16 protein-coding genes are annotated in these 14,792 nt (G+C 46.5%); 8 read left to right on the forward strand and 8 right to left on the reverse strand.

What is annotated here, in order from left to right; all coding sequences use genetic code 11:
* Positions 1-94: 94 nt before the first annotated feature.
* The 4 genes from QUA71_RS23705 to QUA71_RS23720 form a co-directional block, all read right to left on the reverse strand.
* The gene (locus tag QUA71_RS23705) at positions 95-607 is read right to left on the reverse strand and encodes a hypothetical protein (RefSeq protein ID WP_333288796.1); all 513 of its coding nucleotides are present in this window, start codon (positions 605-607) and stop codon (positions 95-97) included.
* A 116-nt stretch (positions 608-723) separates the two neighbouring features.
* Positions 724-1,167 carry a hypothetical protein gene (locus QUA71_RS23710; protein WP_333288798.1) on the reverse strand — a complete coding sequence of 148 codons (444 nt, stop codon included), beginning with the start codon at positions 1,165-1,167 and terminating at the stop codon, positions 724-726.
* Positions 1,168-1,245: 78 nt separating this feature from the next.
* Positions 1,246-1,428 carry a CsbD family protein gene (locus tag QUA71_RS23715; RefSeq protein WP_333288800.1) on the reverse strand — a complete coding sequence of 61 codons (183 nt, stop codon included), beginning with the start codon at positions 1,426-1,428 and terminating at the stop codon, positions 1,246-1,248.
* 378 nt (positions 1,429-1,806) lie between these two features.
* A complete protein-coding gene (locus tag QUA71_RS23720) occupies positions 1,807-2,013 on the reverse strand; it encodes a hypothetical protein (protein WP_190662725.1) in 207 nt (68 codons plus the stop codon).
* A 553-nt stretch (positions 2,014-2,566) separates the two neighbouring features.
* Here QUA71_RS23720 and urtA point away from each other — a divergent pair.
* Entirely contained in the window at positions 2,567-5,494 is a 2,928-nt protein-coding gene (gene urtA / locus QUA71_RS23725) for an urea ABC transporter substrate-binding protein (protein WP_333288803.1), read from the forward strand.
* A 91-nt stretch (positions 5,495-5,585) separates the two neighbouring features.
* Here urtA and QUA71_RS23730 read toward each other — a convergent pair whose 3' ends face one another.
* Positions 5,586-6,068 (reverse strand): hypothetical protein, encoded by a 483-nt coding sequence (locus QUA71_RS23730; protein ID WP_333288805.1) that lies wholly within the window; start codon positions 6,066-6,068, stop codon positions 5,586-5,588.
* Positions 6,069-6,252: 184 nt separating this feature from the next.
* On the opposite strand from QUA71_RS23730, the gene uvrB reads away from it, so the two are divergent.
* From uvrB to QUA71_RS23750, 4 genes are read left to right on the forward strand one after another with little or no spacing between them, the layout of a single operon-like run.
* Positions 6,253-8,265, forward strand: a complete 2,013-nt coding sequence (gene uvrB / locus QUA71_RS23735) for an excinuclease ABC subunit UvrB (RefSeq protein ID WP_333288807.1) — start codon at positions 6,253-6,255, stop codon at positions 8,263-8,265.
* A gap of 16 nt (positions 8,266-8,281) precedes the next feature.
* Positions 8,282-8,485: a DUF433 domain-containing protein gene (locus tag QUA71_RS23740; RefSeq protein WP_333288809.1), complete on the forward strand. Its 204-nt coding sequence runs from the start codon at positions 8,282-8,284 to the stop codon at positions 8,483-8,485.
* A complete protein-coding gene (locus tag QUA71_RS23745; RefSeq protein ID WP_333288811.1) occupies positions 8,482-8,826 on the forward strand; it encodes a DUF6883 domain-containing protein in 345 nt (114 codons plus the stop codon). The genes QUA71_RS23740 and QUA71_RS23745 overlap by 4 nt, the downstream gene beginning before the upstream one ends.
* Positions 8,823-9,221, forward strand: a complete 399-nt coding sequence (locus QUA71_RS23750; RefSeq protein WP_333288814.1) for a DUF2281 domain-containing protein — start codon at positions 8,823-8,825, stop codon at positions 9,219-9,221. The genes QUA71_RS23745 and QUA71_RS23750 overlap by 4 nt, the downstream gene beginning before the upstream one ends.
* Positions 9,222-9,291: 70 nt before the next feature.
* On the opposite strand, the gene QUA71_RS23755 is transcribed toward QUA71_RS23750, so the two are convergent.
* The 3 genes from QUA71_RS23755 to QUA71_RS23765 form a co-directional block, all read right to left on the reverse strand.
* Positions 9,292-9,603, reverse strand: coding sequence for a hypothetical protein (locus QUA71_RS23755; RefSeq protein ID WP_333288815.1), 312 nt, complete (start codon positions 9,601-9,603; stop codon positions 9,292-9,294).
* 585 nt (positions 9,604-10,188) lie between these two features.
* Positions 10,189-10,386: a hypothetical protein gene (locus tag QUA71_RS23760; RefSeq protein ID WP_333288817.1), complete on the reverse strand. Its 198-nt coding sequence runs from the start codon at positions 10,384-10,386 to the stop codon at positions 10,189-10,191.
* Positions 10,387-10,566: 180 nt separating this feature from the next.
* Positions 10,567-11,622 carry an NADP(H)-dependent aldo-keto reductase gene (locus tag QUA71_RS23765; RefSeq protein ID WP_333288819.1) on the reverse strand — a complete coding sequence of 352 codons (1,056 nt, stop codon included), beginning with the start codon at positions 11,620-11,622 and terminating at the stop codon, positions 10,567-10,569.
* Positions 11,623-11,809: 187 nt separating this feature from the next.
* Between QUA71_RS23765 and QUA71_RS23770 the strand changes: the two genes are divergently transcribed.
* From QUA71_RS23770 to QUA71_RS23780, 3 genes are all read left to right on the forward strand, one after another.
* Positions 11,810-12,949 carry a DegT/DnrJ/EryC1/StrS family aminotransferase gene (locus QUA71_RS23770; protein WP_333288821.1) on the forward strand — a complete coding sequence of 380 codons (1,140 nt, stop codon included), beginning with the start codon at positions 11,810-11,812 and terminating at the stop codon, positions 12,947-12,949.
* Positions 12,950-13,098: 149 nt separating this feature from the next.
* Positions 13,099-13,974, forward strand: coding sequence for a cyanoexosortase B (gene crtB, locus QUA71_RS23775; protein WP_333288852.1), 876 nt, complete (start codon positions 13,099-13,101; stop codon positions 13,972-13,974).
* The gene (locus tag QUA71_RS23780) at positions 13,974-14,693 is read left to right on the forward strand and encodes a cyanoexosortase B system-associated protein (protein ID WP_333288823.1); all 720 of its coding nucleotides are present in this window, start codon (positions 13,974-13,976) and stop codon (positions 14,691-14,693) included. Before crtB ends, QUA71_RS23780 begins: the two co-directional genes overlap by 1 nt.
* The last annotated feature ends 99 nt before the right edge of the window (positions 14,694-14,792 follow it).

Here is a 14,792-nt window from a genome sequence, read left to right on the forward strand (position 1 = left end):
GTTCTCACCCAGTTCGACCGCTGCCAGGGGGTTTGAAAACTCTCGCGATCAAGCGTGAGGGGTAAGTTCCGTTTAAACAAGTCTGAATCCGAGACTATTTGCGGTTGTTGAGCCATTTAGCCGCAACTATTCCCAAAATACCCGCAACAACTGGATTGCCCAAAAACTTCATCAAACTCGGCTGTTCGGCCAGCACTTCTTGGAAAATATCCGGATGATTGTGATAGGTAAACGAGGCCAGCTTGGTAACATCGTCAGCATTCATGCGGCTGGCGTGGTGAGTAGAAAGTCCTAGCTGCTTTTCCAATTTGCGATCGTCCAATCCTCTCTTCCCCAAATGCTTGAAGAATTCCCGCGCCACATCGTCGCGTTCGTTTGGCTTAATTTGGGCGATCGCCTTTTGCAATTCTGGTTCCAACTGAGCCGGCGGGAGGGAGTCGTGATTCAGAGAACGCCCGAATAATTGTTTGCGCTGGGCGGGCGAAGTTCTCTGAGCAAAATCGTCAAAGTTTTCGTAATCTTCACCCGTTGTCTCGGGCATCATTTCTCGATCTCCCTGGGCCAAATCTTTCATGATTTGACTCTTGTAATTATCGCTGCTACTCATGGTAAATCTTTTCCACTCTAGACAACAGTTTTGTCTTTATTTGAGATTGTTTCGCCTTCAAAAAACTGCGGAATATTAAACCGTCGCGCGGCTTTAATTTAAGCTTTCTAACCAGGTCAAGACTTGTATTCAATTTGATTTGATTGCTGGTCGTACTTAGCCGTCAAAATCAGTTTTTTGTCAGGAGCGTAAACCAAAACACTTACATCCTGATTGGGGAAATTGCGGTGAAAACCTTGTGCTAAAGATTTTGCTAAATCTTTCACTTCTGTTGGGCGAACTTGCGGGGTAATTACAACTCCCAATTTGTTATTGTCGCGCACGTAAGCATCCTGAACCAGGCCCTGAGCCGTTAATGTTACCCATTTACCAAAATCTTCACCTGCGGCGGTATTGCCACGTTCTAGCTGGGCGTAACTACCCTGATTACCACCAATGGCTACAGGTACATCATTCGGTTTTTGGGCTGAAACGCTGGGCGCGCAGGCAGTAGTAACTGCCAGCATTAATACCAATAGTACGCCCGCAATTATTTTGCGGATCTGCTGCAATAAACTCACCTTTTTTTCCTCCGTTCAGCAAACATTTGGAATACTTGAAAGGGTCAGGTTGCTCGACCCTCTCAATTAGTATTAGGCTTAGTCTAGTTTCTTTTTGAGCTCATCTTTCACATCTTCGATCGCATGACCAGCTTCAGCTTTTGCTTGCTTGGCTTTGCCTTCTGCTTTATCCTTCGGGTCGCCAGTAACATTGCCTAGGGCTTCTTGAGCAGCGCCTGCGATGTTGTTGCCAGTTGCCTTTGCTCTATCATCAGTGCTCATGGGTTTCTCCCTATCTTTATCTAATCAGACATTTTTTACTTAATAAACTCATTATAGGTAACTAAGAGCTGCGTTGCACTCTACCTGTAGGAAGAAACAATGAAGAAAAAACGAAGAGGGAACATGGAAGATGGAAAAATTATTTTTCACTTTTAGAGAAACTGCCACTTTCATACTTACCGGCTTTTTTTACCGTTTCTGCTGGCTGCAGTCAAGTATTTTTGTAAAAAACTGCTGGATGGTCGCCCGTGCGTCCAAGACTATTTTTTTAAACCCAAAATAATTTATAACTTTTAAATTTTATTTAATTCTGCCTTAAAAAAGCGGGTGTGGGCAAGACCGCATCTTACCCACACCAGAAAAAAATTCGTATTAGTTTTAATCTACCTTGTGATGACATTCTTCATCTATTCTGTGCTGAAGTTCTTCTTTCAACTGTTCGACAGCGCGCATAGTTTGAGCATCTTCTTGTTTTTGCTGACCGAGAGCTTTTTCTGTTTCCTCCCCGAGCAATATTTCCCTGGATTTTGGTAGCGTGACTTGATTTTCGGTGCCAGTGTTGGTCGCGTTTTCTTGACTATTCATTAGTTTTTCCCTTATTGTTTGCAAAATTTATTTTTAACAAAGGTACTTAGAAGTTAACCTTATGTTTATTATAAGGGAAATCACGAAGATTTCCCTCTGTCTGAAGGGAGATAGGGGATGGTGAAGAGTTTTGAGTTTTATAGTTAAGATAAATTACGGAAACTTCCATTAGCCCCAAAGGAGATAGGGGAAGGGGAATAGTGCGTGAGATTGCTTGGTGAGTCGCAAGGCACGGGCAGTGAATGAGTTGGGGAAATGGGAGGAGGGGGGATAATTTTTCTGCGGCGCGATCGCCATAAGTACCTTTTGTGGTTTGTTTGATGAGGCTGTTTCGAGATCCGTAAAAGATGAAGAGAGAAATAGGCGACAGATTTAGTGCAGACTTAAGTCAGATGTAGAGCAGTTTGACCCTTAAAATCAACACGGTGCCGCAATTGGCAAGTTGTGTGACGCTCGGGTTAAATAATCTGCTAAACAAGACTTAGCCTCAAGGCTAACTTCCTGCCGGAGCGAACTAAAATTTCTGTTATTAGTAAAAAGTATCTAAAACCCTATGGGAGCAAGGAGCAGTAACCCCCTCGAAGCAGCCGGCCCGACTCGTCAGCCGATCAAAATAGGCGTGTTGCATTCGCTGACGGGCACGATGTCCATCAGCGAAATTTCTGTTAAAGATGCGACGCTGTTGGCTGTTGAGGAAATTAATGCGGCGGGAGGGGTGCTCGGACGCCCCTTGGAAGCGGTTATAGAAGATGGAGCCAGCGATTTGCAGACTTTTGCTCAAAAAGCTAAGCAATTGCTCTTAGAAGCGCAGGTGGCGGCGGTATTTGGCTGTTGGACTTCGGCGAGCCGCAAAGCTGTACTGCCTGCTTTCGAGCAGGGCCAAGGGTTGCTGTTCTATCCGGTGCAGTATGAAGGGCTAGAACAGTGTCCGAATATTTTCTACACTGGTGCTGCCCCGAACCAACAGATTGTGCCTGGGGTGAATTACTTGCTGGCACAGGGGAAGCGGAAAATTTTCCTGTTGGGTTCGGACTATCTCTTTCCCCGGACGGCAAATCGGATTGTGAAAGCTCAACTGGCGGCACAGGGGGGAGAGTTGGCGGGGGAAGTGTATCTGCCGCTGGGATCGAGGGAAGTGGGCGAGGCGATCGCACATATCTTAGCAGTGAAACCGGATGCTATTCTCAACACTCTCAACGGGGACAGCAATGTGGCTTTTTTCCTTCATCTGCGGGAAGCTGGCGTAAAACCCGAGGATTTGCCCGTGCTGTCGGTCAGCGTAGCAGAAGAAGAAGTGCGGGCGATCGGGCCGTCCAATATTGCTGGACATTTGGTGGTTTGGAACTATTTTCAAACGGTTGATACACCGGAAAATCGTAAATTTGTCAAGGCTTATAAAGCCCGATACGGGGAAAATCGAGTCACCGATGACCCGATTGAAGCGGCTTATTTGGGCGTTTACCTGTGGAAGCAAGCAGTAGAAAAAGCTGGTTCGACAGATGCGGTTAAAGTTAGGGCGGCTGCTAAAAATATTGAGTTTGCAGCGCCCTCGGGCAAGGTAAAAATAGATGGCCAAACTCAGCATATCTGGAAAACAGTGAGGATTGGCAAGGTGATGGCAGACGGTCAAATTGAGGAGATTTGGAATTCCGGCGCACCGGTGCAGCCAGATCCTTTTCTCAAGGGCTATCCTTGGGCGGCGGCACTTGCTACGAGGGGGATTTCTCTGGGAACTCGGGCGTCTTTGAGCGGGCTGTTTGTCATCTTGGTACTGATAACTTGGATGGCGGTGGGAGTCGGATGGATGGGTTCTGTGGATATGAAGAACTATTTGCTGGCAATAGAGGCTGCCTCAGCTCCGGCGGCGGGGGTTTCTGAGGCAGCAAAGGCGGTGCTGGTGCAGCAAACTCTCTTTGTGGCGAGTCGAACTCAGCACTGGCTGATGGGGGCTTTGGTTTTGAGTTTGATCGCGGGGACAGTGGGTTTTGTGTCGGTGTCGGCAATTATTCGGAATCTCGGCTTGCTGCGGGAAACTGCCGAACAGATGGCGAGCGGTGATTTGACGGCTCGCTCGCCTGTTGTTTCTAATGACGCGATCGGGGTGCTATCTTCTACTCTCAATACCATGGCTCAGCAAATTAACAGTTTGCTCAACGGTTTGGAAGTGCGGCAGCGGCAGCTAGAGGAACGATCGGAGGAATTGGAAGTTGCTAAGAATGCTGCCGAAGCTGCCAACCGGGCGAAAAGCACTTTTTTGGCAAATATGACTCACGAGTTGCGGACGCCCTTGAATGCGATTATTGGGTACAGCGAGCTGCTGCAAGAAGAGGCTCTGGAACTCGGCGAAGAAGAGTTTGTGATGGATTTGGCAAGCATTAATATGGCCGGCAAGCAGTTGCTCAACATTATTAGTGACATCCTGGATATTTCTAAAATTGAAGCAGGAAAGATGACTCTTTTCTTGGAGACTTTTGATGTGTTGAATTTGCTGGAGCAGGTTGTCACTACTGTTCAACCCCAGCTAGCGAAAAATGGCAATACTTTGATTGTCAATTGCGATCGCAATATTGGCACGATATACTCCGATTTGTCAAAGCTGCGACAAGCGCTGTTGAATTTGGTGACCAATGCTACTAAGTTTACCGATCGAGGCAAAATTACGATTAATGTTTGGAAAGAAGAAGGGGAGGTTTTGCCGATCGGCAATTCCGAAGAAGTCTCGGCAGATCCTTCTCGGTGTCCACAGCCTTCGATCGTCTTTCAAGTAACCGATACTGGCATCGGCATGACTGAGGATCAGGTGTCGAGGCTGTTCGGAGCTTTCGCTCAAGCGGACAATTCTACTACCCGCAAATACGGCGGCACCGGTTTGGGGCTGACAATTAGCCGGAAATTTTGCCAGATGATGGGCGGAGACATTACCGTTGAGAGCGAATTTAATTGCGGTTCTAGTTTTACGATCCGGTTGCCGATTGCGGTTACAAGCCCGAAAGAACCGCAGGACGATCGAGAAATCCCAGAAATTGAGGCCGAGCCTTCCCAGGATTTAGACACGAGTGCAGAAGCGACAGAAGCGAAGCAAAAAGCAGTGGGATCGCAACCGCTGGATCTGCCGGATGCTGCTACTGTGCTGGTGATTGACGACGATCCGGACGCGCGGGATTTGATGACTCGCTGCTTGTCGAAACAGGGATTTCGGGTGCGATCGTCGGCTAGCGGTCAAGGGGGGCTTCTGTTGGCTAAGGAGTTGCTGCCGGACGCGATTATTCTAGACGTAATGATGCCAAGTATGGACGGCTGGGCGGTGCTGTCGGCGTTGAAAGCCGATCGAGATTTGGTTGATATTCCAGTGATTATGATAACTTTTTTGGACGACCAAAATCAGGGTTGGGAATTGGGAGTGGCGGAGTATGTGAGGAAGCCTGTGGATTACAAGCGCTTTGCTGCTTTATTGAGTAAATATCAGGGTATCGAGAAGTAGTTAGTTGACTGTTGGCAGTGGTTATTAGTTATTAGTTATTAGTTATTGGTAGCAGATGACAACTAACAACTAACAACTAACAACTGACTAATTAATCTAAGAAGCCCATTAATGTTGAGCTATCGTCAATTTCGTTTGAGGCAATTGGTCGATTTCCTCCCATTGTGGAGTAAACTTCATCAATGTGCAGAGTGCTCATGCCAATAGGGCGGGCACCGGACATACTGAACATTTCGCTGACTTGCATGGCGCTAGAGCCGATCGGGCGATTGCCGAGTGTAGCAACCACTTCAAAGTCGCTGGATTCGACCGGGCGATTGCCTACAGTGCCGTAGGTTTCGCTGAGGTGCAGGGTGCTAGTGCCGATCGGGCGGTTCCCCGAAATCGAGACGGTCTCGCTGATGGTAAAATCGTCTGGGCCGACGGGGCGGTTGTCATGCAGGAGTTGCGGGCGATAAAGTTGAATTCCTGTTGCTTTGGCATCCGTGGGTTCTGTCGGTTGGCTTTTGGAACCTCCTTTGCCGCGGCGGGCGAGTGCTTTGCCTTTGCCTGTACCTGTGCTCCTCGTATCCATAATTCTTTTCCTCGCTTATTTTTGGGTGTTGATTGCTGGGTGCGGACAACTGCTTTTCTTGGCTTTCTGCTTTCTATTTCGGCCGATGATTAAAATAATATTACAAAGTCTAACTATTTTTTTAACGAAATTGCAGAATCTCTGCATTTTTGTTAAGATTTATGGGTAATAGCTACATTTTCCTATGGTAACTGCGGCAGCATCTTTTCAATTGCAAGCGCCCTTCCAGCCCACAGGCGACCAACCGCTAGCGATCGCCCAACTCGTCAAAGGCATCGAAGCCGGGGATCGATTTCAAACCTTACTGGGTGCCACAGGTACGGGCAAAACCTTCTCCATTGCCTCGGTGATTGAAAAAGTTGGCAGACCCACCTTAGTCCTAGCACACAACAAAACCCTGGCAGCTCAACTGTGCAACGAACTGCGAAATTTTTTCCCGAACAATGCAGTCGAATACTTTGTCAGTTATTACGACTACTACCAACCTGAAGCATACATCGCCGTCACCGATACTTTCATTGAGAAAACGGCAGCAATTAACGACGAGATCGATATGTTGCGGCACTCAGCCACGCGATCGCTCTTTGAACGCCGCGACGTAATTGTAGTTGCTTCAATTAGCTGCATCTACGGTTTGGGAATGCCCGCAGAATACCTAAAAGCGGCTATTCCTTTGCGAGTAGGAATGGAAGTCAACCAGCGGCAAGTTTTGCGAGATTTAGTCAACGTCCAATACAGCCGCAACGATATAGATTTAGGCAGAGGCAAATTTCGCGTCAAAGGCGATGTTTTGGAAATTGGCCCCGCTTACGAAGATAGAATTATTCGCGTTGAATTCTTCGGCGACGAAATCGATGCCATTCGCTACGTTGACCCCGTAACGGGTAAAATCCTGCAAAGTTCAACGGCTTTAAATATCTATCCAGCGCGCCACTTTGTCACGGCCGAAGATAAATTAGAGGCAGCTTGCCAAGGAATAGAACTCGAATTAGAAGACCGACTGGCAGAATTTGAAAAACAGGGTAAACTATTAGAAGCTCAGCGGTTGGAACAGCGCACGCGCTACGATTTGGAAATGCTGCGCGAGGTAGGTTACTGCAACGGAGTCGAAAATTATTCGCGGCATTTAGCAGGGAGAAATGCGGGGGAACCGCCCGAATGTTTGATTGATTATTTCCCGAAAGATTGGATGTTGGTGATAGATGAATCTCACGTCACAGTGCCGCAAATTCGGGGAATGTACAACGGCGACCAAGCGCGCAAAAAAGTATTGATCGAACACGGTTTTCGTTTGCCCAGCGCGGCAGATAACCGCCCTTTAAAAGCAGAGGAATTCTGGGCTAAAGAGAATCAGTGCATCTTTGTTTCTGCTACGCCTGGGGATTGGGAAATGGAAATATCGGAAGGCAGAGTTGCAGAGCAAGTAATTCGCCCTACCGGAGTAATAGATCCGACTATTTTCGTGCGCCCGACGGAAGGACAAATTGATGATTTGTTGGGGGAAATAAAGGAGAGAGTAAGTCGGGACGAGCGAGTTTTGGTGACGACTTTAACGAAGCGAATGGCGGAAGATTTAACCGAATATTTGCAGGAGAGGGCTATTAAAGTCCGGTATTTGCACTCGGAAATTCAGTCGATTCAACGCATCGAAATTATCCAAGATTTGCAGGATGGTAAGTTTGATGTATTGATTGGTGTTAACTTGCTGCGGGAAGGTTTGGATTTGCCAGAAGTTTCGCTGGTGGTAATTTTGGATGCGGATAAAGAGGGGTTTTTGCGCTCGGGACGTTCGTTGATTCAAACGATTGGAAGGGCGGCGCGGCACATTCAGGGACAGGCTATTCTGTACGCGGATAATTTGACGGATAGTATGGTTAAGGCGATCGACGAAACGGATCGACGCCGGGGGATTCAGGTAGCGTACAATAAGATGCACGGGATAACGCCGCAGCCGATCGCCAAAAAGCGATCGAGTAATGCGATTTTGGCATTTTTGGATGTGTCGCGCAAGCTGAATTCTCAGCAGTTGGAGGAGGTTTACGAACAGGTAAACGAGTTATCTTTGGATGAGATTCCTCAGTTAATCGGGCGGTTGGAAGCGCAGATGAAGGCGGCGGCTAAGAAGTTGGAGTTTGAGGAGGCGGGTAAATTGCGCGATCGGATTAAGCATTTGCGGGATAAGCTATTGGGACACTAAGGAAGAGTGGGAGGATATGATGTTCGATCGCATTACCTTCGATCCAAAAATTATGGGAGGAAGAGCTTGCATTCGAGGAATGCGAATTACTGTTTCTTTGGTAGTGAGTTTAGTAGCAAATGGGATGAGTGTAGAGGAAATTTTGGCAGCTTATCCTTATTTGGAAGCTGAGGATATTAAAGCTAGTCTCCAGTATCAACTCTCAGCCTCAATGCTATGAATGCACCCACTCGTTTAGAGTTTCCCATTGCTAAGGCGCAATATCTCTTCAGCAGTGCCACGGAAGCAGGAGTAGGCGGAGATAAGCAGAAATTCTGGCGGGAGGTGATGGGGTTTGAGTCACCGGAGGCGATTCGAGACGCAATTATAGCCCAAATCTCGCTAGAATTGTTACAGCCAGCCGGACAGAATGACTATGGAGAACGCTACGAAGCTATTATTTTAGTTACAGGGCGATCGGGAGTATCTTGGCAAATCCGTACAGGTTGGATTGTTTTATTTGGTGAAGATATTGCTAGATTTGTTACCGCATTTCCTCAACGCTTTGGGAGACCGCAATGAGCAAATTTCAGTTATTGGATGCAGTGACTTTAACCGAAGCAGTCGCCCTCGCTGATGGCGAGATTGCACCGCCACAAACAGCCGGGACAATTGTTGAGGTTTTCAAGAACGGTGAAGCTTATTTAGTAGAATTATTTGGGGGATGGGTGAAAGCAGAAGTTGGCGGGGATTTTGTGCCTGCAACTCAGGATGAACCGGGCGCATTTATGGAAACGATTGGTGTTGAAACAGTTTATCCGCATCAGTTGCAATTAGTAAAATCTGCCGATGAAAGGATGGGGATTCGAGAGCATTTACTGTCGGTTTTAAATAATTTACCTGACGAGTTAGTGGCTGAAGTCTGCGATTTTGCGGAGTTTTTGCATGAAAAACAGCAAAAAGTGCGATCGTATTAAGCATTTAGGTAAAGTGCGATCGCCCTTTACCATTGTCCTATTTTTTGGATGGGAAGGGCGATCGTACTTTTTACCAGCTTCCTACTTCTTCGGATGAATATTCGCGTTCCAAGGAGTCCCCTTTTGATGAACCATTGTTATCCCAGGAATCTGACTCGTATTCCCATCCACGGTTTTTATCTTTCCGATCCTCATCCTCAGAGTGTAAGCGTTCTAAGGTAGTCACTCTGTCTTTGAGTTTTTGCAGATCGCGCTGAATGTCCGATGATGTAAGCTGTTGACTGTTTGGGTGCGACCCATAAACCATACGGGCTATCTCCAAACCATGAGGATGAGCGAGCAGCTTTTCGAGTAGCGTTCGCGCGTGATTTTGTGGTATCATTGTTTTGCATAAATTAAATAACATCCAGAATCCTGAGAACAGGTTAATGCAGTTCAATACTACCGTTCTCGAATTCATGGTTGGAATAGAGCGTCCTTAACACCTCCAAGTAGTAGGGACGTTCTTTATTTATTATTAGCACATTAGCTGGCTAGTAGTCAACAAAATTTTGATGATAAATAATCAGTTTTTTTTGTTTATCCTGTGTTACCAGTACAGCAAAACGGGGTAGAGAAAAACGAAACAGGATAGGAAATGAGATAGTAATTGAATGTGAGGTATTAATTAACTTAATTAAGAATTGAAACCGCAAAGCGGGTATTTAGCGTTAAATCCTGCATAGCCATAATGAACCTAAATTCCCATTAGGGATTGAAACAGCTTTATTCTCTGTCAAAAGCGCACCGAGTTGCGTTTTTGAGTGGCAATTAACCTAAATCTCTATTAGGGATTGAAACCGATACATTTCGCAAGATGTTGGACGGAACTTTTAAAAATGCAGTTAACCTAAATATTTATTAGGGATTGAAACTTGTCCGTCATTATATTAAAAAAGTTGCTCGCCCAAAACACCACCCAAACCAACTACTTGCTCAATACCACAGCATCCGTACTGCTAGCAAAAGCCGGACGAATAAATTCCTCCTTCTCTTCCAGCGTGATGTAACCCTTATCTACAGCTAGCTGCATCACTTCCTGAAGAAAACCTCTGATCACATCTAATACTTGAGTGCGATCGCGTTCAAAAACCTTTTCCCAACCAGAAGTTGCAAACTTCCTCACCTAAAACTTACGCAGGGGAACTCAGAAACCGGGTTTTTTGCGATAAAACTTCGTTACAGCCCGCAGATTCACTAAAAAACCCGGTTTCTTCGGCGGAGTGCGTAAGTTCTGTTTATGTAATTTTCGCCTCTTAAAGTGGTAAGTTGGGTTTTGTTACCTCAACCCAACCTACTAATAAACTTACGGTGTCGGATTCGGATACTTAGCGTGCACCGCATCGATTTCCGCTATAATCTCCCGATCCAAATTCACCTCCAAACTACCGATATTTTCCTCCAACTGTTCGAGACTTGTTGCACCGATAATTGTGCTCGTAACAAACCAGCGCGATCGCACATACGCCAAAGCCATCTGCGCCGGACTTATCCCATGTTTCCCCGCAATCTCAACATACGCTTTCACCGCATCGTTCAGATTAGTTTTATCGTAACGCTGGCCGAATCCCGCGAATAAAGCCAACCTAGAATTTTCGGGAATTCCATTCAAGTATTTACCCGTTAACAGCCCAAATCCCAAAGGACTGTAAGCCATCAATCCCACATTCTTAAAACGGCAAGTTTCTGCTAAATTTAGGTGAAATGTCCGATTGCTCAAACTGAAAGCATTCTGAATCGAAACAACTTTCGGCAATCCGTGTTTTTCCGCCAAGGTGCAGAACTCGCAAACTCCCCAAGGCGTCTCGTTGCTCAAACCCAAATAGCGGATTTTTCCGGCTTTAATCAAGTCAGAAAATACCTCTAACTGTTCCAAAATCGGTACAGTTTCGTGTTCTTGAGCAATATCATAATCCGGCGCGCCAAATAGCGGCACGTAGCGATCGGGCCAGTGGATCTGATACAGGTCAATGTAGTCAGTTTGCAAGCGCTTCAGGCTGTCATTCAGGGCTTTTTCGACATTTGGGCGATCGATCTGATTTTTCCCTTCCCGAATCCACTTTAAGCGAGTGCTTCTGCCCGCCACTTTAGTCGCTATAATGACTTTATCCCGCTGCTGTTTCGCCAACCATTCGCCGATATATTCCTCTGTTTTTCCCTGAGTTTCCGCCTTTCCAGGGACGGGATACATTTCTGCCGTATCGATAAAGTTGATGCCTCTATCGATCGCAAAATCGAGCTGTTGAGCCGCTTCCTCAACGGTGTTCTGCTGGCCGTAAGTCATCGTACCCAAACAGATTTCAGATACTGATAAGTCGCTGTCGCCGAGTTTTTTGTATTCCATGATTGCGATTGCTGCCAAATTGTCTGCTTCTATATTACCGAAAAACTTTCCTTTAGTTGATCGCTCAAAAAAAAGTACGTGAAGCGCAGCTATTCCGTAAAAAATCTCCCTTTTCCCTCTTTTACTCTGCGTCCTCTGCGGTTAAAATTTTTCAAATGCTATCCGCACTAAAATGTTAATATAAAGAATTAGGCCTCGATAGTTTATGAGTAACCGCCCGCCAAAAGTTCCGTTTGTAAACTTTTCATTGCAACACCAACCAATTCAATCGCAAATAGCAGAAGCTATTAGAAAAATAATCCAGGAAGGAGACTTTATTTTAGGCCAAGCACTCGCCGAATTTGAAACAGCATTTGCAGCAGCTTCAGGAGTAAAATACGGCGTAGGAGTGGCTTGTGGAACAGATGCGCTCGCTCTGGGACTCCAAGCTTGCGGCATTAATCCGGGCGACGAAATTATCATACCCGCTAACACTTTTATCGCCACCGCGATCGCCGTCCTCCAAGCCAAAGCTATACCTATTCTTGTAGATTGCGACCCGGAAACCGCCCTGATTGACCTCACAGCAGCCGAAACAGCAGTTACCTCGAAAACTAAAGCAATTATCCCCGTACACCTTTACGGTCAAATGGTATCGCCCGGACAGCTTTTAGATTTTGCGAAGCGCCACGATTTAATCATATTTGAAGATGCCGCCCAAGCGCACTTAGCCCACAGAGAAGGATACCGCGCGGGTTCCATTGGCAAAGCAGCAGCGTTCAGCTTTTATCCCAGCAAAAACCTCGGTTCTTTTGGCGACGGCGGGATGTTAATTACTAACGATGCACAACTCGCAGAAAAAATGCGAACTCTCCGCAATTACGGAGCACCCAGTAAATATTTGCACACAGAAATCGGTACCAACAGCCGCCTCGACAATTTGCAAGCCGCCGTGCTCAATGTTAAATTGCCTTACTTAGAAAAATGGAATCGCGATCGCACCGAGGCCGCCCAACACTACAATACTCTACTAGCACCATTGAAACACAAAGGCATTGTACCGATCGCCAACCACAGCAGCAGCGGTCACATTTATCACCTCTATGTGATCAAAATTACTGAGGAAAGCTCGATCGACCGCAACACCCTTCAGGAAAAACTCGCCCAACACGGCATTCAAACAGGCATACACTATCCCCTACCTTGCCACCTGCAACCCGCCTACCAAAACTTAGGCAATCGGGGCGACTTCCCCCGCGCAGAAACCCTGTGCCAACAAATTTTATCATTGCCAATGTATCCCGGATTGAGCAATACTCAGATCGAGCAAGTTGTTCGGGCGATCGTACTATCATTGAATTGCTAATTGTTCATAAAATTTATGCGGCAGGTGTTTCAAGCAGTAAGGTGCGGTTCTCAAAGCGTTTTGGTGGGGAATTAATAAATCTTTAACTCACAGTTTAAAACCCGAAAGCGTTGCGAATCCAGCGCGGCAATCTTAAAACTTCTCAAACCATGCACATCCAGCGCAGAATTCGCATTGTTTTCAAGCGATACCTCCTGGCGGAAGGTATCACGGTGCTCCTAGTGCTGCTGTACGCCCCCCTGCTATTACACTGGTACGACGGCTGGTTTAACAAAAGCATCAGCCTCGAACACGAATATTTCAGCCACGGACTAATTGGTTTGCCCTACGCAGCTTATACTGCTTGGATGAACCGAAAGTGCTGGCGCAGCTTGCCCAACTCACCGCATCCTTTGGGAGGCTTTTTGCTGGTACTAGCCACGCTTTTTTATCTGAGTCGCTTGAGCGATTTAGTAAATTTATCCCTGCCCGTAATGCTGGCCAGCATTTGCTTATCTTTAAAAGGAATTCCCGGCTTTAAATTGCAGGCGATGCCGCTTTTATTCGTATTTTTGGCCTCGCCAAACCACATTCCTTACCTCATTGAACCCTACGCCTTGCCGTTGCAGCAATTCATTGCTGAAACATCAGGATTGATATTAATTAAAGTTGGTCTCAACGTGAGAGTGGAAGAAATTTATCTGTACGTAAACGATCGCATTGTAGAAGTTGCTCCGCACTGTGCAGGCTTGAAAATGCTGTTTACCAGTCTTTACGTCAGCTTAATTCTGCTAGATTGGACGGGAGTTGGGAGTTCTCACAAAAGAAGCATTTTGTTTTTAGTTAGTACATCCATCATTAGCATCACTTCCAACATTGTCCGCAACACTTTGCTCACTTACTTTCACGGAACCGAGAGAGAGGGGCTTTTTACTTGGTTGCACGCCGGATGGGGCGGAGACTTGTATTCCGCTTGTATACTAGGCTTATTGGTACTTCTCCTCAACGGGGTGGAAAAGTATTTCCCAAGCCAGTCTAGCAATTAATGAAACAGATGATTTCAGCACGGAAATTACTGCGGCGGTATCAATTATCTAAAATTATGATACTGGTGTTTTTGCTGATACTGGTTGGGGTAGTAGCAATTCCCGGCTACGCGACAGGAAGGTGGCCTTGGACAAACCCGCCAACCGTTGCAAACCTCAAGCAATTGAAAAGTTTGCGCCAAAACGGGATGACACTTCCCGGGTGGCAGGTGATGCGGGTCCAGAATAACGTCCAAATTGGCGGTCACAGATGGTTAGCTGAAGAAATTAAAAATGATCGAACAGTTGCCATTTTATTGCTGTTGCCTCAAAATGACCCCAAAAACCAGCCCCAGGTAGAATGGTTAGATATCGATGGATTTCACCGATGGCAAACAGATTCTCATCGCACTTTGAGGTTTACAGTTAAATTAGCGCCCATACCCGACAAGCCGCCCTCTACCGTCGAGGCCCGGTTTTTCCGAAGCTGGAATCCCCAACAAACTTTTGCTGTCGTGCAGTGGTACGCTTGGCCTAACGGTGGTTCTCCAGCAACCAGCCGTTGGTTTTGGGAAGACAGCATTGCTAGACTGTCGAACCGCCGCGCCTCTTGGGTTGCTGTCAGTATCATCCTTCCCATTCAACCGCAGGGCGACATTAAGATAGCTCAACCCTTGCTGGAATCTCTTGCCGAAAGTGTCCAGGCTAAATTAATTACAGAAACTTTTCGCTTTGAGTAAGCAGGTAGGTGCAAATAAATAGGCCTATAGCGTGGGGAGGTTTTGCCAAAATCAACTGCTTCCTAGTAAATATCCGGATTCAACTCGCCCCTAAAATAT

This window comes from Microcoleus sp. MON1_C5, from assembly GCF_036701875.1.
Classification (GTDB): domain Bacteria; phylum Cyanobacteriota; class Cyanobacteriia; order Cyanobacteriales; family Microcoleaceae; genus Microcoleus.

Coding starts and splice junctions, on each gene's coding strand:
- QUA71_RS23705 (WP_333288796.1), bottom strand. CDS start 607: ATGAGTAGCAGCGATAATTACAAGAGTCAAATCATGAAAGATTTGGCC.
- QUA71_RS23715 (WP_333288800.1), bottom strand. CDS start 1,428: ATGAGCACTGATGATAGAGCAAAGGCAACTGGCAACAACATCGCAGGC.
- QUA71_RS23720 (WP_190662725.1), bottom strand. CDS start 2,013: ATGAATAGTCAAGAAAACGCGACCAACACTGGCACCGAAAATCAAGTC.
- urtA (WP_333288803.1), top strand. CDS start 2,567: ATGGGAGCAAGGAGCAGTAACCCCCTCGAAGCAGCCGGCCCGACTCGT.
- QUA71_RS23730 (WP_333288805.1), bottom strand. CDS start 6,068: ATGGATACGAGGAGCACAGGTACAGGCAAAGGCAAAGCACTCGCCCGC.
- uvrB (WP_333288807.1), top strand. CDS start 6,253: ATGGTAACTGCGGCAGCATCTTTTCAATTGCAAGCGCCCTTCCAGCCC.
- QUA71_RS23740 (WP_333288809.1), top strand. CDS start 8,282: ATGATGTTCGATCGCATTACCTTCGATCCAAAAATTATGGGAGGAAGA.
- QUA71_RS23745 (WP_333288811.1), top strand. CDS start 8,482: ATGAATGCACCCACTCGTTTAGAGTTTCCCATTGCTAAGGCGCAATAT.
- QUA71_RS23750 (WP_333288814.1), top strand. CDS start 8,823: ATGAGCAAATTTCAGTTATTGGATGCAGTGACTTTAACCGAAGCAGTC.
- QUA71_RS23755 (WP_333288815.1), bottom strand. CDS start 9,603: ATGATACCACAAAATCACGCGCGAACGCTACTCGAAAAGCTGCTCGCT.
- QUA71_RS23770 (WP_333288821.1), top strand. CDS start 11,810: ATGAGTAACCGCCCGCCAAAAGTTCCGTTTGTAAACTTTTCATTGCAA.
- crtB (WP_333288852.1), top strand. CDS start 13,099: ATGCACATCCAGCGCAGAATTCGCATTGTTTTCAAGCGATACCTCCTG.
- QUA71_RS23780 (WP_333288823.1), top strand. CDS start 13,974: ATGAAACAGATGATTTCAGCACGGAAATTACTGCGGCGGTATCAATTA.